Source organism: Pseudomonas sp. FBCC-B1565 (genome assembly GCF_059133265.1).
In genome coordinates this window covers 266,962-291,065 of the sequence record NZ_CP101438.1, presented here as the reverse complement: position 1 = coordinate 291,065, position 24,104 = coordinate 266,962, and the positions used below count along the sequence as shown (strand labels likewise).

The following is a 24,104-nucleotide window of genomic DNA, read 5'->3' as shown; positions in this document are numbered from 1 at the left end:
TGACCCATGGCGTATCAATTTGACTTTGTGCCGGTGCTGGCCAACACCGACCTGCTGCTGCGCGGCGCGCTGTTCACCCTCGAGCTCACGGCCATCGGCGCCATCCTCGGCGTGGCCCTGGGCACCGTCGGCGCTGTGGTACGGGCGTGGAAGATCCAGCCGTTCGCCTGGTTCTTCGGCGTTTATGTCGAGTTGATCCGCAACACGCCGTTCCTGGTGCAGTTGTTCTTCATCTTCTTCGGCCTGCCGTCCCTGGGGCTGAAGATCACCGAGTGGCAAGCCGCCGTGCTGGCGATGGTGATCAACCTGGGCGCGTACTCCACGGAAATCATCCGCGCCGGTATCCAGGCCATTCCGCGCGGGCAACTGGAAGCCGCTGCCGCGCTGGCGATGACGCGCTTCGAAGCCTTCCGCCACGTGGTACTGCTGCCGGCGCTGGGCAAGGTGTGGCCGGCCCTGAGCAGCCAGATCATCATCGTGATGCTCGGCTCGGCGGTGTGCTCGCAGATCGCGACTGAGGAGCTGAGCTTTGCCGCCAACTTTATCCAGTCGCGCAACTTCCGTGCGTTCGAAACCTATGCCCTGACCACCCTGGTGTACCTGTGCATGGCGCTGATGATTCGCCAGTTGCTCAACTGGATCGGCCGCCGCTTCGTAATGAGGAACAGTCGATGAGTGATTTCTCGTTCTGGGACATCGTGCGCAACCTGGCCACCGGCCTGCAATGGACGTTGCTGCTGTCACTGGTGGCGTTTGTCGGCGGCGGCGTGATCGGCTTGCTGGTGATGACGATGCGCATCAGCCGCAACGCCTTCCCGCGCAATGTCGCACGCACCTATATTGAGCTGTTCCAGGGCACGCCGCTGTTGATGCAGCTGTTCCTGGTGTTCTTCGGCATTGCCCTGCTCGGTGTGGATATCTCGCCCTGGCTGGCGGCGGCGATTGCCCTGACCCTGTTTACCAGCGCCTACCTCGCCGAAATCTGGCGCGGCTGTGTCGACTCCATCGCCCACGGGCAATGGGAAGCGTCGGCCAGCCTGGCACTCAACCCGCTGGAGCAACTGCGCTACGTGATCCTGCCCCAGGCACTGCGCATTGCGGTGGCACCGACGGTGGGCTTCTCGGTGCAGGTGGTCAAAGGCACCGCCGTGACCTCGATCATCGGCTTCACCGAACTGACCAAGACCGGCGGCATGCTCGCCAACGCCACGTTCGAACCCTTCATGGTCTACGGCCTGGTGGCCCTTGGTTACTTCTTGCTCTGCTACCCCCTGTCCCTCAGTGCCCGCTACCTGGAAAGGAGACTGCATGCCTCTGCTTAGAATTTCCGCCCTGCATAAGTATTACGGCGATCACCATGTGCTCAAGGGCATCGACCTGACCGTGGATGAAGGCCAGGTGGTGGCGATCATCGGCCGCAGCGGCTCGGGCAAATCCACGTTGCTGCGCACGCTCAACGGCCTGGAATCCATCAACGACGGCGTGATCGAGGTCGATGGCGAATACCTCGACGCCGCCCGTGCGGACCTGCGCAGCCTGCGGCAGAAAGTCGGCATGGTGTTCCAGCAGTTCAACCTGTTCCCGCACCTGACGGTCGGCGAGAACGTCATGCTCGCGCCACAAGTGGTGCAGAAAGTACCCAAGGCCAAGGCAGCCCAACTGGCCAAACAGATGCTGGAACGCGTCGGGCTTGGCGAGAAGTTCGACGCCTTCCCCGATCGCCTGTCCGGCGGGCAACAACAGCGTGTGGCGATTGCCCGCGCCCTGGCAATGTCGCCCAAGGTGCTGCTGTGTGATGAAATCACTTCAGCGCTGGACCCGGAACTGGTCAATGAAGTGCTCAGCGTGGTGCGCCAATTGGCCAAGGACGGCATGACCCTGATCATGGTGACTCACGAGATGCGCTTCGCCCGGGAAGTCGGCGACAAGCTGGTGTTCATGCACCAGGGCAAGGTGCATGAAGTGGGCGACCCGAAGGTGCTGTTCGCCAACCCGCAAACCGCCGAGCTGGCCAACTTCATCGGTTCTACGGAACAGCCGAACTGACCAGCTCGAATTGACCACGCCCCTCCAGCAGCATCTCCCGACGTACTGAGAGGGCATCGGCCGGCAATTGAACCGCTATCTCCACCAGGGCCGTCAGCCGACGGCCCGTCACCGGCGCATCGCCTGCTGTCGCATACAACGCCCGCCCCGGTAACAGCTGCCCACCAGAGGCTTCATCGGGCTGCCACGACACCGGCCTGCCGTCGACCTGAGCCTGCCTCAGGTTCAAGGTGAAACGCCCTTGCCGCCCGAATTGAAAGCCTTGTGCATCGGCGGCGACACCGCTGAAACGCAGCGCCATTGCCGCAGGATCCGCGCAAAGCACGCTCAGGTGCAGCGTACGCGGCGTGTCGAGCGTCATTGTCGCCCTGCCGGAGGACGCTTGCGAAGGGCGAATCACCCCGTAGTCGACCCGGTGCTCGCTCAAGGTCATCCGGCAGTTTTCAGCCTGCGCCTGGCTCGCCACAAGGGCCACCCACAACAGCCACAGACTTCGGCGTTTAGCGAGCATGGCAGACCACCGGCGCGGTTTCATAGAATTGGTCATCGTCAGGCTCTTGCTCCGGATTGACTTGCAGCAGACAGGATTGCGAATTCGGTAATGAAACCTTCAAGGTTTGCAGCCCATCGATGTTGCTGAGGAAAATCATGCCCTCACCCACCACACTGGTCACAAAACTGTTGTCCTGCCCGAACACCGCCGCCCCTTGAGGCAAGGGCCGACCCTGTTCGTCCTGGGCTTCGAGCAATAGACGACGCACTTTCACCACATCAAAGTTGAGAATATTGACTGACCCACGACCGGCAGCGAGCACTTTGGTCCCGTTCTTCAAGTCGACGCGTTTGGGCAGCGACTGGGTCTGAACCTGCAGATGGTTGTTGCTGTAGGCCTGCAGGCCGGGGATCACTGCCTGACCGCTGAAATCGGTCCATACCGGCCCTTGGGGCGTCGAGACCTTGGCCGCTCCGATATCTCCCACCGACACAATGCCAAAGGTGTCCTGCACGGCATACGGCGAGAAGGTCACGCCGTGCTCATGGGCCACGATGCCGCCTTGCAGTTGGCCGGAATAGTTGGTGTTCGACGGGTCACGGCTGACGCCCAGGCTCACGCGGGTATACAGCGGCAAGACATCCACACGACCACGCACGCTTTGCTCCCGTTCTTTCACGTCCCGATCAACACCGACTTCATAGTTCACATAGTCGTTGACCCGCTCACTGAGCGCGGTACCGGCATCCAGCCGGTCACCTCGACGACTGACGTAAGTGCTCATGCGCCGATCATTGCCGAGGGGCATCGTGACCTGCAGCCTGACAGACGTCCCCTCGTCCAGCCGCTCGTCGCGGCGGCCACCTCGAATTGGGTCCGGGCGCCGAGGGGCGGTCGCACCGACCTGAGCGTCGGCGATGAGTGCGACACCCACGCCATTGAAGGTGTCGTTCCATGAGGCAAAGAGGTGATCGTTGGATTGCCCGTCAAACTGCGAGTTACGGGTGAAACCGAGGGAGAAACCACCCAGGGACGGCGCCGCCCAGCTCAAACCTGCCGTGTACTGGCGTTTGAAACGCGCATCGAGGTTATACCCCCGCGACGCCTGACCGGCGTCCAGTACCTCCCGGTAGCCGCGGCTCTGCGTCGAGGCGCTCAGGTTGATATCAAGGTTGGCGAATAATGGAGTCCCCAAAGACAGCGTGCTCCGTGCACCGCCCACCTCATCTTGAGCATCACGGGACACGTTATGGCGCACGCCCACGGTCACCCGATGGAAAAACACACTGCTCAGGGCCCCCCCTGCCGACTGGTACTCATCGGTACCCAGCAAACCGAAACCCAGCGACGAATGCGGACTAAGCCCCCAAGTGCCGCTGCCCATGGCGACAACGGGCGACTCCCGACTTTCGGTAGACGTTTCACGCACCTTACCGAGGGAAAAGTAGTAGCCCGGCGCAACCGGAACCCCACCACGAAAGGAAGCAGCAGGCACCACGAAACTGCGCTTTGCCCCACGCACGTCGATCACGCTCACATCGAGGTCGCTGGTACTGTTCAGCAACGGTAAACCGGTCAGCCTGAACGGGCCTTCCGGCACCAGGGTGGAGTGAATCAATGCGCCCGACTGACGGACTTCGACCCGCGACTGACTTTGCGCCAGCCCTTCGACTACCACGTTGCTGTCGCCCGCGCCGGTACGCTGCTGGCCATCCGGGGAGAACTGCAAGCCGGTCAGCTGTACCCCGCCAAAGATCGGGTTGTTGCTGGAAATCTGTCCCCCCTGGAAGGTCGACTGCAACGCCGCGATATCACGCTGGGCATAGGCATTCACGTGTTCGGTGCGCGTCTTGCCATTGTCGGAAACATAAAACTGGCGACTGCGAACAATCCAGTTCCCCAGGTTGAATCCCGCCTCCGTATAGGCCGATACGAAGCGACTTGGCCCACTGCGCGAGTGGGTATCGAAACCCAATACGTCGTAGTTGAAGATGGCGGCCGCGCCACCCTCGGAAAAATTACCGCCCTCCCATTCCGGTGCTCGCAGGGACTGGGTCGGCACCACCAGGGTGACCTCATCGCTGCTGGGGCGCAGCCGCACCATGGTCGCTGGGTATTCTCCAACAAAATCATGGCATGCCTGATCGGGAGTAACGCCCTCGCTCAGAAGCCTGGACGGGGTGATCAGGCCGGCCTTTGCCAGTAACGCCGGGGTGAAGCACAACTGACCCTGGTAATCGAAACGGGCGTCAACCAATCCCAGCGGCGTGCCATTGACTCGCAGTCCGACTACATGGACACCTTCGCGAAAGCGCGCTGCGCTGCGAAAGTATTCAGACACCTGTGGATCAATCCCGAGGGAGTTCAATGCGACCAGGTCAAAGCCTTCCCCCAGCCCAACCGCTGCGCTCGTGCCTGGCAGACTCCACAGCGTCGCGAGCCCCAATAAAAACCTGGAGCGCGCCTGGGCGGAACCACTGCACGGTACCCGTTTGGCGGGGCGACCTGATTGCCGGATCTTTTTCATAGGCCCGTCAATCCGCTTCTGCCGTGACGGGCGTGCGGTAACTGTCCACCGTAAACCCATACACCGTGGCCGGGTGAATCTCCACCGCCACCACTCCCGCCACCGAGCCTGCCGACGCGAGCGTCAGCACTTCGCCCGGCAGGATGTAGGTTCGCGGCAACGTTGCTACGCTTGCCTGCGGATGCAGCTGCACTTCCATCCCCAGGCGGACGACGTAAGCGCTGTTGTTGTGGACCCTCAACTGATCCCCTTTACGTTCCCATGTCAGCAACTGCCAGGGCGCGTCATGCCTGGGTAAGCCTTTGGGGTGCAGGATCAATGGCAGGCTCTGGCGCAAGGTGATACCAATGGTCGCAGCGCCGGGCGCACGTGCCTCAGGGATACCTTCAAAGGAAACGCGTTTCAGGCGCTGGGTCTTGAGCGGCTGCTTGGCGGTACTGATGAAGCGAACAAGTTGTGTCTCGCCCGCTTCAACCCGAGTAATCGGGGGCGTCACGATCAACAAGTGTTCGAGGTCTTCGGGTATGTTTTGTATGACTGAATGAAGCAAGGCAGGGCCAGGATCCGTGTTTTTAATATTAAGCGTTGCCTCACCTTCTTCTTCATTCAGAATAACAACGGTTGTTTCGGGCTGCATGCCGTCGGCTACGGCCATGCCGCACAAAAAAAGGGACACGCTTATATATCGCAACAGCGACATAACGGTTATTGATAAAACATTCACCGATTTTCCCCACAGCCAAAAAGTCGAACATCAACAATTGCACACATTAAAACTGCCGACATTTAGCAGAGACACGAAAGTATCTTCAGCTTAATGTCGGCTGTTAAAGGCGTAGTTAGATGTAATCCACTGACAGACTGGTGCGACCGTCCAGCGTTACATCGCGGGTCAGGTCCAAATCGTTCGTGCGGTTGATAACGGCTTTCACTTCAAGCATGCCAGTCAGACTGGTGATGAATGCAGGCACCGCAGTGGTACCACTACGCCACGAATACTGGGCAGGCGATTGGGCGACCTTGCCGTCACTGCTTCCCCACGCCGCCCCCTGACTGCTGCGCATGATGGGGTTCAGGGCCCCGCTGGACGATTGCAGGTTTTTGAGAGTAACGGAGTACCCACCGGTACGCTTGCCATTGGCGATACCCAGGCCGTAGTTTTGAGCCTCGGTGAACCCAGCACCGAGGATGCCTGGCACCTTGCTCGCGGATTGCAGGTCACTCAGCGCTACTCGAAACTGCGCGGGCGTTTGGCCGCAACTGATGTTCAAGTTGACCGTTTTTGGTGCAAGAGAAGTGAACTGCGTCGGGGACAGGCTTGCAGCTGGAATTGTCTGGTAATCGACGATGCCGCCGCCGGTGAGGCTAAGGTTGCAGGCCACCGGTTTGATAGTCCCTCGTACAATCAGTTCAGCCACATTCGTTGCATGAGCCCCGATACTCGCGGCCAGGCAAAGAACACCCACTGTCATACCAAGCATTTTTTTCATAGTTAACCTGTCATCTGTAATCAGCAGGTGAATTTACGATGATAAGAATTCTGACCATACATAAATAACACCACGGCGAAATTGCCGGATGACAGTCTGTCGTTTTGGCGCCCGATTAAAGAATCAGATGGGGCGCCAGTTGTTGTGGGAACCGTAAAAACAAACAGTGAGCCATATCAAAACACCGAGTAGGCACAAATACATAACCAATAAATTATTAACCGCCCCCTTGTAGGCAAAATCATAAACAGCATGATGACAATAAAAAGTTAAAGACTCCTACAAAGATAAAACCGCTTTCGTTGATAGCCCTGAAAACCGCCTTACATTTCCCACAAGAATTCCTCACAGACACCCGCAGGAAAATTACCGGCGCACTACGCGTTGGCTCCAGCGGTCGATCGTGGCACGATGGTCAGGTTATCGACCGAGACCCCAAACCATGCCGCAATCCCAAGCCAAGAATCTGTCCCTGATCGCCGCCATCGACCTGGGCTCCAACAGCTTTCACATGGTCGTGGCCAAGGCCCAGAACGGCGAAATCCGCATCCTTGAGCGGCTCGGAGAGAAAGTGCAACTGGCTGCCGGGATCGACGACGAGCGCCAGCTCAATGAAGAATCCATGCAACGCGGGCTCGATTGCCTGAAGCGGTTTGCGCAACTGATCAACGGCATGCCGCTGGGCGCCGTTCGAATCGTCGGCACCAACGCGTTGCGTGAAGCGCGCAACCGTGGCGAATTCATCCGCCGCGCCGAGGAGATCCTCGGGCACCCGGTAGAAGTCATCTCGGGCCGTGAAGAAGCCCGTCTTATCTATCTGGGCGTGTCCCACACCCTGGCCGACACCCCGGGCAAACGCCTGGTCGCCGACATTGGCGGGGGCAGTACCGAATTCATCATTGGGCAAAGATTCGAGCCATTGTTGCGCGAAAGCCTGCAGATGGGCTGCGTCAGCTTCACCCAGCGCTACTTCAAAGACGGCAAGATCACCCCGGCGCGCTACGCCCAGGCCTACACGGCGGCGCGGCTGGAAATCATGAGCATCGAGCACGCCCTGCATCGCCTGACCTGGGATGAAGCCATCGGCTCGTCCGGCACCATCCGCGCCATCGGCCTGGCGCTGAAAGCCGGCGGCCATGGCACCGGCGAGGTCAACGCCGAAGGCCTGGCATGGCTCAAGCGCAAGCTGTTCAAGCTGGGGGATGCCGAGAAAATCGACTTCGACGGTATCAAGCCTGATCGTCGCGCGATCTTCCCGGCCGGTCTGGCGATTCTCGAAGCGATCTTCGATGCTCTTGAACTGCAACGCATGGACCACTGCGACGGCGCCCTGCGTGAAGGCGTGCTCTACGACCTGCTGGGTCGCCATCACCACGAAGACGTGCGTGAGCGCACGCTCACTTCGTTGATGGAGCGTTACCACGTCGACCTGGAACAAGCCGCCCGCGTCGAGCGCAAAGCCCTGCACGCCTTCGACCAGGTGGCCGAAGACTGGGACCTGGAAGACGGCGTCTGGCGCGAGCTGCTGGGCTGGGCCGCGAAGGTGCATGAAGTGGGCCTGGACATCGCCCACTACCATTACCACAAGCACGGCGCCTACCTGATCGAGCACTCGGACCTGGCCGGTTTCTCCCGTGAAGACCAGCAAATGCTCGCCCTGCTGGTGCGCGGCCATCGCCGTAACATCCCCAAGGACAAATTTGCTGAATTCGGCGACGAAGGCATCAAGCTGATCCGCCTGTGCGTGCTGCTGCGCTTTGCGATCCTGTTCCACCACATCCGTGGCACCCAGGAAATGCCCCAGGTGACGCTGCGCGCCGACGGCGACAGCCTGGACGTGGTGTTCCCGAAAGGGTGGCTGGATGAGAACCAACTGACCCAGGCGGATTTTGGCCAGGAAGCGGAGTGGTTGACGCGAGTGGGGTTCAGCCTGAACCTGCGTTGACCTGACCTGAAGAACGCTGCAAAACAAATGTGGGAGGGGGCTTGCCCCCGATGGCGGTGGACCAGTCAATGAATCTGTTGACTGACACTCCGTCATCGGGGGCAAGCCCCCTCCCACATTTTCAGACCGCGTCGGTTTTTAATTCACCGACAGAATCGGGCTACCCAACTTCTCCAACAACGTCGCCTGCGCACTGCGCGGGTTCTGGTTGCCGGTCGGCGTGTTGCGCACGTAGCGACCGTCCGACTGCAGGCTCCAGCTGTGGGTGTTGTCGGTGAGGTAGCTTTCCAGCTCCTTCTTGACCCGCATGATCAACTTCTTGCCTTCGACCGGGAAGCAGGTCTCTACACGCTTATCGAGGTTGCGCTCCATCCAGTCGGCGCTGGAGAGGAACATCTGCTCTTCGCCGCCGTTGAGGAAGTAGAACACCCGCGTGTGCTCCAAGAAGCGGCCGATGATCGAGCGCACATGAATGTTGTGCGAAACCCCGACAATGCCAGGGCGCAGGCAGCACATGCCACGCACCACCAGGTCAATGCGTACGCCGGACTGGCTGGCCTTGTACAGCGCGCGGATGATCTTCGGATCGGTCAGCGAGTTGAACTTGGCGATGATGTGCGCCGGCTTGCCGTCGAGGGCGAACTGGGTTTCGCGGGCAATCATGTCGAGCATGCCCTTCTTGAGCGTGAACGGCGCGTGCAGCAGCTTCTTCATGCGCAAGGTCTTGCCCATGCCGATCAACTGGCTGAACAATTTGCCGACGTCTTCACACAAGGCGTCGTCGGAGGTCAGCAAGCTGTAGTCGGTGTAGAGCTTGGCGTTGCCAGCGTGGTAGTTGCCGGTGCCCAAGTGGGCGTAACGCACGATCTCACCGGCTTCACGGCGCAGGATCAGCATCATCTTGGCGTGGGTCTTGAAGCCGACCACGCCGTAGATCACCACCGCACCGGCTGCTTGCAGGCGGCTGGCCAGTTGCAGGTTGGACTCTTCGTCGAACCGCGCACGCAACTCGATCACCGCGGTGACTTCCTTGCCGTTACGCGCGGCGTCAACCAAGGCATCGACGATTTCCGAGTTGGCACCGGAACGGTACAGGGTCTGGCGTACAGCCAACACATGCGGGTCCTTGGCGGCCTGGCGCAGCAGGTCGACCACGGGCGTGAAGGACTCGAACGGGTGCAGCAGCAGGATGTCCTGCTTGCTCACCACGCTGAAGATGTTCTCGCTGTTTTGCAGCAGTTTCGGGATCTGCGGGGTGAACGGCGTGTATTGCAGCTCCGGATGGCTGTCCAGGCCGGTGATGCTGAACAGGCGCGTCAGGTTCACCGGGCCATTGACTTGATACAGCTCGGTCTCGCCCAGGTTGAACTGCTTGAGCAGGTAGTCCGACAGATGTTTCGGGCAGGTGTCGGCCACCTCAAGGCGCACCGCATCGCCGTAGCGTCGCGAGAACAGCTCGCCGCGCAGGGCACGGGCCAAGTCTTCGACATCTTCGGAGTCCAGCGCCAGGTCGGCGTTACGGGTCAGGCGGAACTGGTAGCAGCCTTTTACCTTCATGCCCTGGAACAGGTCATCGGCATGGGCATGGATCATCGACGACAGGAATACATAGTTATCACCAGCGCCCCCCACCTCTTCCGGTACCTTGATGATCCGTGGCAACAGACGCGGCGCCGGGATGATCGCAAGGCCCGAGTCGCGGCCAAAGGCGTCGATACCTTCCAGCTCCACGATGAAGTTGAGGCTCTTGTTCACCAGCAACGGAAACGGGTGCGTCGGGTCCAGGCCGATCGGTGTGATGATCGGCGCGATCTCGTCGCGGAAGTAACGACGCACCCAGGTCTTGATCTTGGTGGTCCAGTGACGGCGGCGGATGAAGCGGACCTGATGTTTTTCCAGCTCCGGCAGCAGGATGTCGTTGAGGATCGCATACTGGCGGTCCACATGGCCGTGCACCAGCTCGCTGATGCGCGCAAGTGCCTGGTGCGGCTGCAGGCCGTCGGCGCCGGCCTGTTCACGGGCGAAGGTGATCTGCTTCTTGAGGCCGGCAACACGGATCTCGAAGAACTCATCCAGGTTGCTGGAGAAGATCAACAGGAACTTGAGCCGCTCCAGCAGCGGGTAGGACTCATCCAGCGCCTGTTCCAGCACGCGAATGTTGAATTGCAGTTGTGACAGCTCGCGGTGGATGTACAGGCTGCTGTCATCCAGGTTGGTCACCGCCGCTACCGGGGCCGGCACGGGCGGTTCGGCCACCACGACGGGCGCGGCGGGCTCATGCTCCGGCGGGGTCTCGGTGACTTGCTCAACCACCGGGTGAGCGTCTTTTACGGCAACTTCTGTGAGTCCTTCGGTATTCATCGAGTGTTCCTGTGAGGGCTATTGTTGCTCTCTAAGCAATTGGGCGGCGCGGGCGGCGAAGTAGGTCAGGATGCCATCAGCCCCGGCGCGTTTAAAGGCTGTCAGGGATTCAAGGAGCACCCCTTCACTCAGCCATCCATTCTGTATTGCAGCCATGTGCATCGCGTATTCGCCACTGACCTGATAAACAAAGGTCGGCACCTTGAATTCGTCTTTGACCCGATAAAGGATGTCCAGGTACGGCATCCCCGGTTTGACCATCACCATATCAGCGCCTTCGGCCAGGTCGGCCGCCACTTCGTGCAGGGCTTCATGGCTGTTGGCCGGGTCCATCTGGTACGAGGCCTTGTTGGCCTTGCCCAGGTTCAGCGCCGAGCCCACCGCATCGCGGAACGGGCCGTAATAGGCGCTGGCGTATTTGGCCGAGTAGGCCATGATCCTTACGTTGACGTGGCCGGCCAGCTCCAGGGCTTCGCGAATCGCCTGGATGCGGCCGTCCATCATGTCTGACGGGGCAACCACCTGGGCGCCGGCTGCCGCATGGGACAAGGCTTGCTTGACCAGCGCATCGACGGTGATGTCGTTTTGAACATAGCCGTCTTCGTCAAGAATGCCATCCTGCCCGTGGGTGGTGAACGGGTCCAACGCCACGTCGGTGATCACCCCAAGCTCCGGAAAACGCTCGCGCAGGGCACGGGTAGCACGCTGGGCGATCCCGTCCGGGTTCCAGGCTTCGGCAGCATCCAGCGACTTGAGTTCAGCCGGCGTGACCGGGAACAGCGCCAAGGCCGGAATCCCCAATTCAACCCAACCAGCGGCCTCTTCAAGCAGTAGATCAATGGTCAAGCGCTCCACGCCCGGCATCGAAGCCACCGCTTCCCGACGGTTTTCCCCGTCCAGCACAAACACCGGCAGGATCAGATCGTCGGTCGTCAGCACGTTTTCACGCACCAGACGGCGAGAAAAATCATCACGACGATTGCGACGCAGACGGGTGGCGGGGAACAGGCGATTGGCAGGGGTAAAGCTCACGACAGACTCCTGAGCCCGGGTTTACGGGCGAGCGTTGCAGTTATAAGCGGCCATTATGACGAAGGTATGACAGTTGTGCTTAAGGATGCGACCTGTAGTCGCATTCGGCATTTCTGTAGGAATTGTTCACTTCGTGACACATCTCGATACTTTCATGAATCTTCATGAAGGCGTAGGCTGCGCGTTCATTTCGCCAGCACCCCAGACCATGCTTCAACAATTCCTGCATGACTTCGGCTACTTTGCGCTCTTCCTGGGCACCTTCTTTGAAGGCGAGACCATTCTGGTTCTCGCGGGCTTCCTGGCGTTCCGTGGATACATGGATATCAACCTGGTGGTGGTCGTTGCCTTTTTCGGCAGCTACGCCGGCGATCAGCTTTGGTATTACATGGGCCGCAGACACGGCCGCAAGCTGTTGGCGCGCAAGCCACGCTGGCAATTGATGGGCGACAAGGCCCTGGAGCACATCCGCAAGCACCCGGATATCTGGGTACTGAGCTTTCGCTTCGTATACGGGTTGCGCACCGTCATGCCCGTGGCGATCGGCCTGTCCGGCTACCCGCCGTTGCGCTACCTGATCCTCAACGGCATTGGCGCTGCGATCTGGGCTTTGGCTTTGGGCGCTGCGGCCTATCACTTCGGCGCGGTGCTGGAAGGTATGTTGGGCAGCATCAAGAAATACGAGCTGTGGGTATTGGGTGCCTTACTGATACTGGGCTTCGGCCTGTGGCTGCGCCGCCGCATCAAGAATGCGCGCATTGCCCGTGAAGCCTGTGCCGACGCCAAGGCCCGGCTCGCGGCAGAGCCGGTCCCGGTCGAGCCGCCTAAGACGCCAGTCGAGTAAGCCGGCTTCTGCAGCAGTAGAGGCCAATCACACTGAGCAAGCTATAGCTCAGCAGGCCCAGCCAGCCCAGGTTGCTGGCCGGCCATAACCCGACCAACGGTGCCAGCCACACCAGCGGCACATTCAGCACCAGCCGCGAAAGCTCGGCCTTCCACGCCCACGGCCGGTTCTCCAGCGCCACTCCTAAGGTAAACAGGCCCAGTGCCATGGCACTCCAACCCAGGATCAGTGCCGCCGTGGGCATACCCTCGCCAAAATTCATCAGATAGCTGCCAAAGCCCACATACGCCGCAAATTGCAGGGCGATATAGACCTGTTGACGCACATCCAGCGGCACGTCGAATTTACGGAACTGGCTCAGGTCATGCTTGACCATCGGGTACTTGGCCTTCACGTCCGCCGGGCGCCAGCCGGTGCGCATGAACCAGATGCGCAGCTTGTCCCACCAGCGCTCGGTGCGCCGCGCATCACTCCACAACTGGGCATAGAACTGCAGGTTGGCCCACAGCGGGTTCCAACTGGCCAACGGTGTGGTCACGCCGAAAATCACCGGTTCGTTGTCGTCTTCCTCCTGGAAGGTGCCGAACAGCCGGTCCCAAATAATGAACACACCGCCGTAGTTACGATCCATGTAGAGAGCGTTCTGCGCATGGTGAGCCCGATGATTGGATGGCGTGACAAAAAACCACTCGTACCAGCCGAGCTTCGGCACGTGCCGGGTGTGCACCCAGAATTGATAGAGCAAATTAAGCGATGCCACGCTGATAAACACCACCAATGGCACGCCGAGTACGGCCAGGGGCAGGTAGAAAATCCAGCTCAGCAGGAAGCCGGTACTGGTTTGGCGCAGGGCTGTGCTGAGGTTGTAGTCCTCACTCTGGTGATGCACCGAGTGCGCGGCCCACAGGATGTTGCGTTCATGGCCCATGCGATGCAGCCAGTAATAGCAGAAGTCGTAGAACACGAAAGCGAACACCCAGGTCCAGACGCTCTGGGCAGGCAGTTCGATGACGGCGAGATGCTTGAGGGCGAACGCGTAGGTCAAAATCCCCACGCCTTTGGTCAGCAGCCCCGTGGTGGTGGACAGCACCCCGGTGCTGAGGCTGTTGATAGCATCCGCCACCCGGTAGTTGCGCTGGCCGCGCCAGCGATCGGCGAGCAGCTCTACCACGATCAAGGCGATGAAAAACGGTACCGCGTAAGGCACGAAGTCCATGGTCTGGTCCGGTCTATTTTTGTTACATCAAGATTAGGTGCAGCGGCGTGAGATCCCATTGGCAACAGATGACAAATTAGTAGACATTTAACGCCAAGACCCCAGGAGAAATGCCCATGAGCAAAAAGATTGCAGTGATCCTTTCCGGCTGCGGCGTGTACGACGGCGCAGAGATCCACGAAAGCGTGATCACCCTGCTGCGCCTGGACCAGCGTGGCGCTCAGGTCCAATGCTTTGCCCCGGATATTGCGCAACTGCATGTGATCAACCACCTCACCGGCGAAGAGATGCCCGAGTCTCGCAACGTGCTGGTGGAGTCGGCGCGGATCGCCCGGGGTGACGTGAAAGATATCCGCGAAGCCAACGCCGGCGACTTCGATGCGCTGATCGTGCCCGGTGGGTTTGGCGCGGCGAAAAACCTCTCGAACTTTGCCGTGGAGGGTGCTGGCTGCAGCGTCAACCCGCAGGTGCTGGAACTGGCCGAAGCCTTTGCCGAAGCGGGCAAGCCGGTGGGGCTGATCTGCATCTCACCGGCCCTGGCGGCTAAGATCTACGGCCCCGGCGTGACCTGCACCATCGGCAACTGCGCCGACACCGCCGCCGCACTGGACAAGATGGGCGCTACGCACCAGGAATGCGGGGTGGAAGATATCGTCGAAGACAAGGCGCGCAAACTGGTGAGCACCCCGGCCTATATGCTCGGCAAGAACATCAGCGAAGTCGCTTCGGGGATCAACAAACTGGTGGATCGGGTGCTGGAACTGACTCACGAGAACGACTGATAGCCCCCAACTGTGGCAAATCGCTAGTTGTGGTGAGCGGGCTTGTTGTGGTGAGCGGGCTTGCCCCGCGTTGGGTGGCGAAGCCGCCCCAATTCAGGCGATGCGGTGGGTCAATTAGAACATGACTGCAGGGTTTGGGCCTGCTGCGCAGCCCAGCGCGGGGCAAGCCCGCTCACCACAACAAGCCCGCTCGCCACAAGAAACCGGATCACCATAGGGTCAAGCCGGACGCATCAACTTTGTGAGAATGCGGTCCAGCGCATTGGCAAACGCCTGCTTTTCCTTCTCCCCATGGGGCGGTGGCCCGCCGCCCATCTGGCCTTGCTCACGCAGATCAGTGAACAGATTGCGCACGGCCAACCGTTCACTCATGTTCGCCGGGCTGAACTCCTTGCCGCGGGGATCAAGCGCCGTGACGCCCTTCTTCACCAGGCGGTCGGCCAGCGGCACATCGCTGCAGATCACCAGCTCCCCGGGCACCGCGTGCTCCACCAGGTAGTCATCCGCCGCATCCGGGCCGCTGGGCACCACAATCAGCTTCACACACGAGAAGCTCGGCTTGATCTGACTCTGACCGGCCACCAGCACCACCTCGAACTGGCGCTTGAGGGCGAACCTCACCACCTGGTCATTGGCTGCCCTAGGACAGGCGTCGGCATCGATCCACACCCGCATGCTCAGGCAACCACCCGGCGCTTTTCGGCCAGGCGGCTGCGGCCATACAGCACCACAATCGCCAGGATCGCCACCGCCTGTGCACTCAACGAGTACGCATCGGCGTGGATACCCAGCCAGTCAAAGTCAAAGAACGCCACCGGCCGGGTGCCGAAGATGCCGGCTTCCTGCAGCGCCTTCACGCCATGCCCGGCAAACACCACCGACAGCGCACACAGCAACGCCGCGTTGATGCCGAAGAACAACGCCAGCGGCAGCTTCGCCGAACCCCGCAGAATCACCCACGCCAGGCCCACCAACAGCACCAGCGCTGTGGCGCCCCCCGCCAGCACCGCGTTGTGCCCGGCCGGGCCGGCTTGCAGCCACAGGGTTTCGTAGAACAGGATCACTTCGAACAGCTCGCGGTACACCGAGAAGAACGCCAGCACCGCAAAACCGAAGCGCCCACCGCCGCCTACCAGGCTGCTCTTGATGTAGTCCTGCCAGGCGGCGGCGTGGCGGCGGTCATGCATCCACACGCCGAGCCACAGCACCATCACACTGGCAAACAGCGCTGTGCAGCCTTCAAGCAATTCACGCTGGGCGCCGCTCACGTCGATCACATACGCGGCCAATGCCCAGGTCGCCAGGCCCGCCAGCAGCGCCAGACCCCAGCCGACGTTGACGCTACGCACCGCCGATTGCTGGCCGGTATTGCGCAGGAACGCAAGGATCGCTGCCAGCACCAGGATCGCTTCCAGACCTTCACGCAGCAGGATCAGCAACCCGGAGATGTAGCTCAACGACCAGCTCAAGCCATCACCGCCGAGCAGGCCGGCGGATTCAGTGAGCTTGCCCTTGGCGACGTCCAGGCGTTGCTGCACCTGTTCAACCGGCAAACCGTCCTGCAACGACTGCCGGTAGGCCATCAACGCCTTCTCGGTGTCCTTGCGCACGTTGGCGTCGACGTTATCCAGCGAGCTTTCTACCAGCTCGAAACCTTCCAGGTACGCAGCCACGGACAGGTCGTAGGCCTGCTCATGATCACCCTTCTGGAACGCCGCCAGGCTCTTGTCCAGGGTGGCAGCGGTGTAGTCGAGCAACTGCGCCGGGCCACGCTTGACCTGCGGCGGTTGCGCACGCTGGGCGCGGAACGTCGCGGCGGCGGCTGGGCCGTTGGCAGCCAGCACTTCATTGGGGGTCTGGCGGGCCAGGTCGGCAAGGTTGAACGGTTGCTCGCTTTTTGCAGCCACCGGGTCGGCAGTAAAGCCGGCGATGTAGGTGGCCAGGTCCCAGCGCTGGCGGTCGTCCAACTGGTCGGCGAAAGACGGCATGTCGGTGCCTTCAACACCGAGGCCCAGGGTGTTGTAGATCGCGTAGAGGCTCAGGCGGTCCAGGCGCACGGCGTCACGCAGATTGGCCGGTGGTGGCGTCATGCCCACGCTGGCCGGGCCGTCACCCGCGCCAGCGGTGCCGTGGCACACCGAGCAATGCTGGGCATAGAGCGGCGCGCCTCGCGTTGGATCAGGGGTGATCGCCGGGGCCTGACTGACTTCATAGGCCACGGCTAGTTGGGCACCTAACTGACGGGCTTGGCGGGCGACTGTCGTACCGTCCTGATGGGCGGTTACGGCTGCTAACAATTCGTCGACGCCTTTGACCAGCGCCACGCGTTCCGGGCGCTGCGGCAGCTCTGCCACCAGCCCCTGCAATACCCCGAGAAACTCCAGCTGTTCGCGGTATTCGGATTCATCGATAACCTTGCCCGCCTCCACCGTCGCTGGGTAGTCAGCGCCAATGTAATCCAGCAAATGCAGGGCTTGGGGCGCGCCCTCGGCCGTCGCGGCCAACAGGTTGACGCTGCACGACATCAACGCCGGCAATATCAGCCAGGCGAGAAAACGAAGGGGGGCAATCATGAACGAATCTCAAAGGGAAATACGAAGTAACACATTGTTAAGCCTTAAAGGGTTTGACTCAAGGCGTAAGTGATTTGTCGTTGTTTGAGGCGAGGCATTTTCAGGAGCGGACTAGTGGCGCTTTTGTCGACTTAGCCGGGCAAAAAGCCATTGTTTTGCCAGCAATGACGCTTATAATGCCGCGCCCTGTTAGTGCGAAAGGGAATTTCATTCCTGTTTTTTATAAGGAATGACCACATCAGTTGATACTTTCAGGGAAGAAGTCTGCATGGCATTTCGCGCCTTACCTTCGCTCGCGCTCGTGGCGGTGACCTTGCTGTCCGGTTGTTCGATGTTCCGCAGCTACGACACGGAACTGCAAGCCACCAACCAGCAACTGGCCACCGGCAATGTCGATGCAGCCCTGACACTGCTGGAAAAGAACAACACCGGCGACGACAAGGACTTGCTCTATTTCTTCGAGAAGGGCGAGTTGCTGCGTGCCAAGGGTGATTTGACCGGCAGCCAGACCGCCTGGCGCAGCGCCGACCTGCAAGTCTACAAGTGGGAAGAGTCGGTCAAGTTCGACAGCGCAAAATACCTCGCCCAGTTCGGCAGTTTCCTGGCCAACGACAAGGTGCGTCGCTACGAAGGCTATGACTACGAAAAGGTCATGCTGACCACCCAGATGGCGCTGAACCTGCTGGCCCTGAACGACTTCGACGGTGCGCGCACCGAAATCAAGAAGACCCACGAACGCGAAGCGGTGATCGCCGACCTGCGCGACAAGGAATACCTCAAGCGTGAGGACGAAGCCCAGCGCGAAGGCGTAACCACCCAGATGAAAGACCTGCGCGGCTACCCAGTAGAAGCCCTCGACGCACCGGAAGTGGTCGGCCTGAAAAACAGCTACCAGAGTGCGTTCAGCCATTACCTGGCGGGCTTCGTCTACGAAGCACTGGGCGAAAAAGACCTGGCCGCGCCCGGCTATCGCAAGGCTGCCGAATTACGCCCCAATACCCCGCTGCTGGAACAGGCCCTGCTGGACCTGGACAAATCCAGGGTCGGCGCCGATGAAACCGACGTGCTGATCGTGGTGCAAAGCGGCCTGGCACCGGCCCGCGACTCGATTCGCCTGCCGCTGCCGATCCCGATCAATGGCAACCTGGTGATCACCCCGCTGTCGTTCCCGGTGATCAAGGCAGATACATCCACCGCCACGTTTGCCCAGATCGGCGTCGACAGCCAGCAACAGAACCTCACCGCACTCAACAGCACCACGGCCATGTCTCGCCGCGCCCTGCGCGATGACATGCCAGGGATCATCCTGCGCACCACCGTGCGGGCGGTCACCCGTGGCGTGGCGCAGAACAACCTGAACAAGACCAACCCGATGGCCGGCCTGGTGCTGGGTATTGCTTCGGCCGTCACCGAAGGTGCCGACACCCGCACCTGGCGCACCCTGCCGGACATGACCCAGGTGACCCGCCTGCGCCTCAAGCACGGCGAGCACCAGGTCAGCCTGCCCAACGCCCTGGGTGGCACGCTGGTGACGGTCAAGGCCGACCAGCGCTATCAGGTGATCACCCTGCGCGTGGTCGGCAACCAGGTATTCGCCGGTGGCCTGGCCGCCCATGTGGTGCCGAGCACCGCCGCCCAGGCCATCGCCCTCAAACAACCTTAAGGAGCACGCTATGCGTCATTTCATCCTCGGCGCCCTGGCGCTAGTCCTGCTGGCCGGCTGCGCCACCCCGCCACCGCCGGAACCCGGCAGCGCCGCGAGCAAAATCGTGGTGATGGGCAAGTTCAAGGGCATCGCCGTCGGCGCCATCCGTGTGGCCCGCGAGAACGGCTTCCTGACCGCCAAGGTGCAGTTGAGCAACATCACCAGCAGCAACCAGATGATGTACTACCGCTTTGCCTGGCTGGGTGCCGATGGCTTCCCGGTGGGCGATGAAGAAACCTGGAAAGTGCTGAACCTGTACGCCAACCAGGCGACCTTCCTGCCGGCGATTGCCAATTTGCCGCAGGCGGCGGACTTCCGTCTTGAAGTGAAAACCCCTTGAGCCGTCCTTCTTTGCTGCTGAGAGATTTCCCCATGTTTGCACGCTTCTCGATCCTTGCCGTCGTCGCCATCCTGGCCAGCGGTTGCTCCAACACTTCGCCGGTACTGGGCGGTAAGAACATCAGCTACGGCGATACCAAGGCCGTGGAACTGGTGACCAACGAGTTCGGCTCCACCGACCTGCAGATGATCGCCGAAAGCATGACCCGCTCCCTGGCCCAGTCCGGCATCCTGCAAGGCCGCCCGGTGGTGCAGGTGTATGACGTGAAGAACAAGACCAGCGAGTACATCGATACCCGCGAGATCACCACGTCGATCAAGACCCAGCTGATGAAGACCGGCACCGCACGCTTCGCCAGCGACAACACCGACATGCAGAGCCAGGTCGACCAGCTCAAGCTGCAGAACCAGAGCGGCCTGTACAAGAAGTCCACCGTCAGCAAGACCGGCAACATGGTCGCCGCCAAGTACCGCCTGGAAGGCTCCATCAGCTCCATCGTCAAGCGCAGCTCGGACTACAAGGACGTGTTCTACAAATTCAGCCTGCAACTGATCGACGTCGAGAGCGGCCTGGCCGAATGGATGGACGAAAAAGAAATCCGCAAGACCACGGAGCGCTAAGCAATGCGTGCATGGATCGGCATGATCGGCCTGCTGTGCGCCTTCGGCGCCTCGGCCGCCCCGAAGATCGCGGTGACTGACCTGGCCTACGAGGCGCGGGTCGAGGAATACATTCACCAGGTGTCGGCGAGCAACAACTTCCAGGCCAGCGCCTACCACGCCAGCGGTGCGTCGAACTACAGCGAGTACGAAAGCCGCACCAGCTACATCGAACAGACCGAGCTGCGTAAATTCAGCGGGGATATCAAGGGCGAGATCCTCAAGTCCCACCAGTTCCAGCTGGTACAGGGCACGCCCTACACCGCCGATGCCAAGGGTGACGTCTACGACGTGATCAAGCGCATCAAGGCCGGCCACTTCAAGGGTGCGGACTATGTGCTGTTTGGCACGCTGTCGGATATCGACTTCACCCAGGACATCAACGCCCTGGACCACACCAACAGCTACTCGGCGGTGCTGGGCCTGACGCTGGTGGCGGATTTCAGCCTGATCAATACACGCACCTACGAGATCACCTCGGCGTTCACCGCCATGGGTGAAGGTCAGGACACCAAGTTGGTGAACAGCCGCGATGTACGCGTCAGCCTGAACCGGCCGCGGGTGGTGAAGGAAGTGTCGAAAGCGCTGGGTGAAGATGTAGCGCGGCAGTTGGCAGAGCAACTGGGTGGTGGGTATCAAGACCCGGGCAAGCCTGCGTTGCGCAATAACCTGCCAAGGGATGAAGCGCCGAAAATTTTGCGCTGACGCCCTATTCACAAACACCGCAAAACTATTGTGGGAGGGGGCTTGCCCCCGATAGCGGTGGGTCAACTACAAGTTAGCTGACTGACACACCGCCATCGGGGGCAAGCCCCCTCCCACATTTTTTAATCCGGTTGTGTCAGTTATGCCGTGGCACGATGCAAGCTGGCCAGGAAGCCCGCAGCCCCAACGAACAACCCCGCAAACGTACGATTCATCCGCTTCTGCTGCTTAGGCGTACGCAACAGACGCAACACCTTCGACGCCAGCCCCGTATACCCCGCCATCACCACCATATCGACACAGATCATCGTCGCACCCAGGATCAGGTACTGGATCAGCAGCGGCGCCTGCGGGTTCACGAACTGCGGCAGCACCGCCAGCATGAACACCAGGGCCTTGGGGTTGCTGGCGTTGACCAGGAAGCCACGGAACATCATCGCCATCGGCTTGCCGATCGGGCGCACGCTCGCGTCATCGGCCATGTCCATGGGCAAGGCACGCCATTGCTTGATGGCCAGGTACACCAGGTACGCCACGCCAAACCATTTGATCGCATAGAACGCCGTGGACGACGTCGCCAGAATGGCACCCAGGCCGCACGCGACCACGGCAATCTGCATTGCCAGGCCCAGTTGCAGGCCGATGGCATTCCAGTAACCGCGCAGGAAACCGTATTGCAGGCCGCTGGACATCGAGGCGATGGCGCCAGCGCCAGGGGAAAGGGAGATGATCCAACTGGCCAGGAAAAAGGCCAGCCACGTATCGAGTGCCATTACACACCTCAGGAGGGAGTTTGCTGTTGTGCCTTAAGCTAACTCCGCCGACCAAAGGATGGCTATAGATTTTTACAGGATGTGAATGCTAGCGGTCGCCCGGAAAGACATGGGTACCCGGCCAACGGCGCACCGAGCGCTGGAAGAACAGGCTGTTAGGCACCTGCACCATCGCGCTGTCGGTACCGGCCTCGGCCACTTCGACCAGCGTGGTGTAGAGCAGGTTGATCGCCACGACCCGGCCCTTCACGCCCGGTTTGTCGACGGTGTCCACCAGTTCGACGATATCACCCAGGCGGAACGGCCCGACGGTGAAGATCAGAATGGCGCAGAGCAGGTTGGACAACACCGACCACATGGCGAAGAACGCCACCGCGGCGACCGCAACAAACCCCGACAGCGCCGTCCACAACACCGTGGCGGACACGCCCAGGCGCCCCAGCACAAAGATCAGCGCACTGCCCATGATCAACCAGCGCAAGCCGCCACGCAGCGGCATCAGCAGTTGCGGTGGGAACGGGTAGCGCTCGCCCAGGCGAGTCAGGCCTTTGGCGACAAAGCGCTGGGCGAGGTAGCCGGCCAGCAGGATCAGCAGGATTTGCACGCCGACCCATACGGGTTCGACCCACTGCGTCGGGATCGGCAGTTGCAACGCTTCCATCAGGACAGCGCCTCCAGCTGCGCTTGCAGGGTTTCCAGCAGTTCGAGGGCTTCCATCCAGGTTTCCTCCAATTGCCCTTCGCGTACCTTGAGCTTGGCCTGCTCAGCCAGCAGGTCGCGCAATTCATCCTTGCGGGCCGCCTCGTAGACGGCGCTGTCGCCCAGGCTGGCTTCGATCTTGGCCAGGCGCTCGTGCACCTTGCCCAGCTCGGCTTCCAGCTTGTCGGCTTCACGCTTGTGCGGCGCCAACTGCTGACGCAATGCGGCGGCAGCCTGGCGCTGGGCTTTCTTGTCGGTCTTGTCCGGGTTGACCGGGGTGTTGCTGACCGGCGCGTTGCGCAGGCGGTAATCCGTCAGCCAGCGCGCGTAGTCATCCAGGTCGCCGTCGAACTCTTCGACTTTACCGTCAGCCACCAGCAGGAAGTTATCCGTGGTGCTCTTGAGCAAATGGCGATCGTGAGATACCACCAATACCGCACCACTGAATTCCTGCAAGGCCATGGTCAACGCCAGACGCATTTCCAGGTCGAGGTGGTTGGTCGGTTCGTCGAGCAGCAGCAGGTTCGGACGGTCCCAGGCGATCAACGCCAGGGCCAGGCGGGCTTTTTCGCCGCCGGAGAAGTTCAGCACCGGCTCGTCGATACGCGCGCCACGGAAGTCGAAACCACCGAGGAAGTCGCGCAGGGTCTGTTCGCGCTCGGTCGGCGCCAGGCGCTGCAGGTGCAGCAACGGGCTGGCCTTGGAGTCCAGCGAGTCCAGCTGATGCTGGGCGAAGTAACCCACCACCGTGTTCTCGCCACGGGTCAGGCGCCCAGCCAGTGGCGACAGCTCGCCCGACAGGTTCTTGATCAGCGTCGACTTGCCCGCGCCGTTGGGGCCGAGCAAGCCGATACGTGCACCCGGCGTTAGCTGCAGCTTCACTTTTTCCAGGATGGTCTTGTCGCCATAGCCCAGGCGCGCATCGGAAAGATCCAGCAACGGGCTGGAGATCTTCACCGACTCACGGAACACGAAATCGAACGGTGAGTCGACGTGGGCCGCCGACAGCTCTTCCATGCGCTCAAGGGCCTTGATCCGGCTCTGGGCCTGGCGGGCCTTGGTGGCCTGGGCCTTGAATCGGGCGATGTAGCTTTCCATGTGCGCACGTTGCGCCTGCTGCTTCTCGTAGGCCTGTTGTTGCTGGGCCAGGCGTTCGGCGCGGGCGCGTTCGAACGCGGTGTAGCCGCCACGGTAGAGGGTGATTTTCTTCTGTTCGACGTGGGCGATGTTATCGACCACGGCGTCGAGGAAATCCCGGTCGTGGGAAATCAGCAGCAAAGTACCCTGATAGTTCTTGAGGAAGTCTTCCAGCCACAGGATCGCATCGAGGTCCAAGTGGTTGGTCGGTTCGTCGAGCAGCAACAGGTCAGACGGGCACATCAACGCTTGAGCCAGGTTCAGGCGCATGCGCCAGCCGCCGGAGAAGTCGGCGACCGGGCGGTCCATCTGTTCGTTGGTAAAGCCCAGGCCGGCGAGCATTTTGCGCGCGCGGGCGTCAGCCGTGTAGCCGTCGGCGCTGTCGAGTTCCGAGTGCAGGCGCGCCTGTGCGGCGCCGTCCTGGGCTTTCTCGGCCTCGGCCAGGTCGTGTTGCACCTGACGCAGGCGCAGGTCGCCGTCGAGCACGTAGTCGATCGCGATGCGGTCCAGGGTGTCGATCTCCTGGCGCATATGGGCGATGCGCCAGTCGGCCGGCAGCAAGCAGTCCCCGGAGTCCGGGGTCAGCTCACCCAGCAACAGGGCGAACAACGTGGATTTGCCGGCGCCGTTGGCACCGATCAGGCCGGCTTTGTGACCGGCGTGCAGGGTCAGCTCGGCGTCTTCGAGAAGACGTTGCGGGCCACGCTGTAATGTTAGGCTTTGAAGTCGGATCATAATGGCGGCGGAGTCTACCAGCTTCGTTGGCCGCTGGCTTGG

The 24,104-nt window shown here is 61.0% G+C and carries 22 protein-coding genes; 10 read left to right on the top strand and 12 right to left on the bottom strand.

Going from position 1 to position 24,104, the window contains the following annotated elements; genetic code table 11:
* Window positions 1-6: 6 nt before the first annotated feature.
* From NL123_RS01265 to NL123_RS01255, 3 genes are read left to right on the top strand one after another with little or no spacing between them, the layout of a single operon-like run.
* Window positions 7-675, top strand: coding sequence for an amino acid ABC transporter permease (locus NL123_RS01265; RefSeq protein ID WP_017736949.1), 669 nt, complete (start codon window positions 7-9; stop codon window positions 673-675).
* Complete coding sequence (locus NL123_RS01260; protein WP_058426444.1) at window positions 672-1,322, top strand: amino acid ABC transporter permease; 651 nt, start codon at window positions 672-674, stop codon at window positions 1,320-1,322. Before NL123_RS01265 ends, NL123_RS01260 begins: the two co-directional genes overlap by 4 nt.
* Window positions 1,309-2,046 carry an amino acid ABC transporter ATP-binding protein gene (locus NL123_RS01255; RefSeq protein WP_248485262.1) on the top strand — a complete coding sequence of 246 codons (738 nt, stop codon included), beginning with the start codon at window positions 1,309-1,311 and terminating at the stop codon, window positions 2,044-2,046. The genes NL123_RS01260 and NL123_RS01255 overlap by 14 nt, the downstream gene beginning before the upstream one ends.
* On the opposite strand, the gene NL123_RS01250 is transcribed toward NL123_RS01255, so the two are convergent.
* The 4 genes from NL123_RS01250 to NL123_RS01235 form a co-directional block, all read right to left on the bottom strand.
* Entirely contained in the window at window positions 2,027-2,557 is a 531-nt protein-coding gene (locus NL123_RS01250) for a DUF1120 domain-containing protein (RefSeq protein WP_248485264.1), read from the bottom strand. The two genes, NL123_RS01255 and NL123_RS01250, sit on opposite strands and share 20 nt — an antisense overlap.
* Window positions 2,547-5,066 (bottom strand): fimbria/pilus outer membrane usher protein, encoded by a 2,520-nt coding sequence (locus NL123_RS01245; protein WP_494357083.1) that lies wholly within the window; start codon window positions 5,064-5,066, stop codon window positions 2,547-2,549. The genes NL123_RS01250 and NL123_RS01245 overlap by 11 nt, the downstream gene beginning before the upstream one ends.
* A gap of 7 nt (window positions 5,067-5,073) precedes the next feature.
* Window positions 5,074-5,766, bottom strand: a complete 693-nt coding sequence (locus tag NL123_RS01240; protein WP_248488275.1) for a fimbria/pilus chaperone family protein — start codon at window positions 5,764-5,766, stop codon at window positions 5,074-5,076.
* A 139-nt stretch (window positions 5,767-5,905) separates the two neighbouring features.
* Window positions 5,906-6,556 (bottom strand): DUF1120 domain-containing protein, encoded by a 651-nt coding sequence (locus NL123_RS01235; protein ID WP_248485273.1) that lies wholly within the window; start codon window positions 6,554-6,556, stop codon window positions 5,906-5,908.
* Between the two features lie 442 nt (window positions 6,557-6,998).
* Here NL123_RS01235 and ppx point away from each other — a divergent pair, with 442 nt between their 5' ends.
* The gene (gene ppx / locus NL123_RS01230; RefSeq protein WP_248485274.1) at window positions 6,999-8,501 is read left to right on the top strand and encodes an exopolyphosphatase; all 1,503 of its coding nucleotides are present in this window, start codon (window positions 6,999-7,001) and stop codon (window positions 8,499-8,501) included.
* Between the two features lie 138 nt (window positions 8,502-8,639).
* Here ppx and ppk1 read toward each other — a convergent pair whose 3' ends face one another.
* Window positions 8,640-10,862 (bottom strand): polyphosphate kinase 1, encoded by a 2,223-nt coding sequence (ppk1, locus tag NL123_RS01225; RefSeq protein WP_071494573.1) that lies wholly within the window; start codon window positions 10,860-10,862, stop codon window positions 8,640-8,642.
* Between the two features lie 18 nt (window positions 10,863-10,880).
* Window positions 10,881-11,894, bottom strand: coding sequence for a porphobilinogen synthase (gene hemB, locus NL123_RS01220; protein WP_494357082.1), 1,014 nt, complete (start codon window positions 11,892-11,894; stop codon window positions 10,881-10,883).
* 208 nt (window positions 11,895-12,102) lie between these two features.
* Between hemB and NL123_RS01215 the strand changes: the two genes are divergently transcribed.
* Window positions 12,103-12,738 carry a DedA family protein gene (locus tag NL123_RS01215; protein WP_248488276.1) on the top strand — a complete coding sequence of 212 codons (636 nt, stop codon included), beginning with the start codon at window positions 12,103-12,105 and terminating at the stop codon, window positions 12,736-12,738.
* On the opposite strand, the gene NL123_RS01210 is transcribed toward NL123_RS01215, so the two are convergent.
* Entirely contained in the window at window positions 12,719-13,954 is a 1,236-nt protein-coding gene (locus tag NL123_RS01210) for a sterol desaturase family protein (RefSeq protein WP_494357081.1), read from the bottom strand. The genes NL123_RS01215 and NL123_RS01210 overlap by 20 nt on opposite strands.
* 116 nt (window positions 13,955-14,070) lie before the next feature.
* On the opposite strand from NL123_RS01210, the gene elbB reads away from it, so the two are divergent.
* The gene (gene elbB, locus NL123_RS01205; RefSeq protein ID WP_071490475.1) at window positions 14,071-14,736 is read left to right on the top strand and encodes an isoprenoid biosynthesis glyoxalase ElbB; all 666 of its coding nucleotides are present in this window, start codon (window positions 14,071-14,073) and stop codon (window positions 14,734-14,736) included.
* 219 nt (window positions 14,737-14,955) lie between these two features.
* On the opposite strand, the gene NL123_RS01200 is transcribed toward elbB, so the two are convergent.
* Window positions 14,956-15,411 (bottom strand): YaiI/YqxD family protein, encoded by a 456-nt coding sequence (locus NL123_RS01200; RefSeq protein WP_494357080.1) that lies wholly within the window; start codon window positions 15,409-15,411, stop codon window positions 14,956-14,958.
* Between the two features lie 2 nt (window positions 15,412-15,413).
* Window positions 15,414-17,309, bottom strand: coding sequence for an FTR1 family protein (locus NL123_RS01195; RefSeq protein ID WP_248485281.1), 1,896 nt, complete (start codon window positions 17,307-17,309; stop codon window positions 15,414-15,416).
* Between the two features lie 268 nt (window positions 17,310-17,577).
* Between NL123_RS01195 and NL123_RS01190 the strand changes: the two genes are divergently transcribed.
* The 4 genes from NL123_RS01190 to NL123_RS01175 are packed head-to-tail and all read left to right on the top strand — an operon-like array spanning window position 17,578 to window position 20,718.
* Complete coding sequence (locus NL123_RS01190) at window positions 17,578-18,972, top strand: COG3014 family protein (RefSeq protein WP_494357079.1); 1,395 nt, start codon at window positions 17,578-17,580, stop codon at window positions 18,970-18,972.
* 10 nt (window positions 18,973-18,982) lie between these two features.
* Entirely contained in the window at window positions 18,983-19,354 is a 372-nt protein-coding gene (locus tag NL123_RS01185) for a YcfL family putative periplasmic lipoprotein (protein WP_008439304.1), read from the top strand.
* 32 nt (window positions 19,355-19,386) lie between these two features.
* Window positions 19,387-19,974, top strand: coding sequence for a penicillin-binding protein activator LpoB (gene lpoB / locus NL123_RS01180; RefSeq protein WP_071494578.1), 588 nt, complete (start codon window positions 19,387-19,389; stop codon window positions 19,972-19,974).
* 3 nt (window positions 19,975-19,977) lie between these two features.
* Window positions 19,978-20,718, top strand: a complete 741-nt coding sequence (locus NL123_RS01175; protein WP_494357078.1) for a penicillin-binding protein activator LpoB — start codon at window positions 19,978-19,980, stop codon at window positions 20,716-20,718.
* Window positions 20,719-20,858: 140 nt separating this feature from the next.
* Here NL123_RS01175 and NL123_RS01170 read toward each other — a convergent pair whose 3' ends face one another.
* From NL123_RS01170 to NL123_RS01160, 3 genes are all read right to left on the bottom strand, one after another.
* On the bottom strand, window positions 20,859-21,491 hold the full coding sequence (locus NL123_RS01170; RefSeq protein WP_248485286.1) for a LysE family transporter: 633 nt from the start codon (window positions 21,489-21,491) through the stop codon (window positions 20,859-20,861).
* 88 nt (window positions 21,492-21,579) lie between these two features.
* On the bottom strand, window positions 21,580-22,152 hold the full coding sequence (locus NL123_RS01165) for a mechanosensitive ion channel family protein (RefSeq protein WP_028618427.1): 573 nt from the start codon (window positions 22,150-22,152) through the stop codon (window positions 21,580-21,582).
* A complete protein-coding gene (locus NL123_RS01160; protein WP_494357077.1) occupies window positions 22,152-24,062 on the bottom strand; it encodes an ATP-binding cassette domain-containing protein in 1,911 nt (636 codons plus the stop codon). The genes NL123_RS01165 and NL123_RS01160 overlap by 1 nt, the downstream gene beginning before the upstream one ends.
* Window positions 24,063-24,104 lie beyond the last annotated feature (42 nt).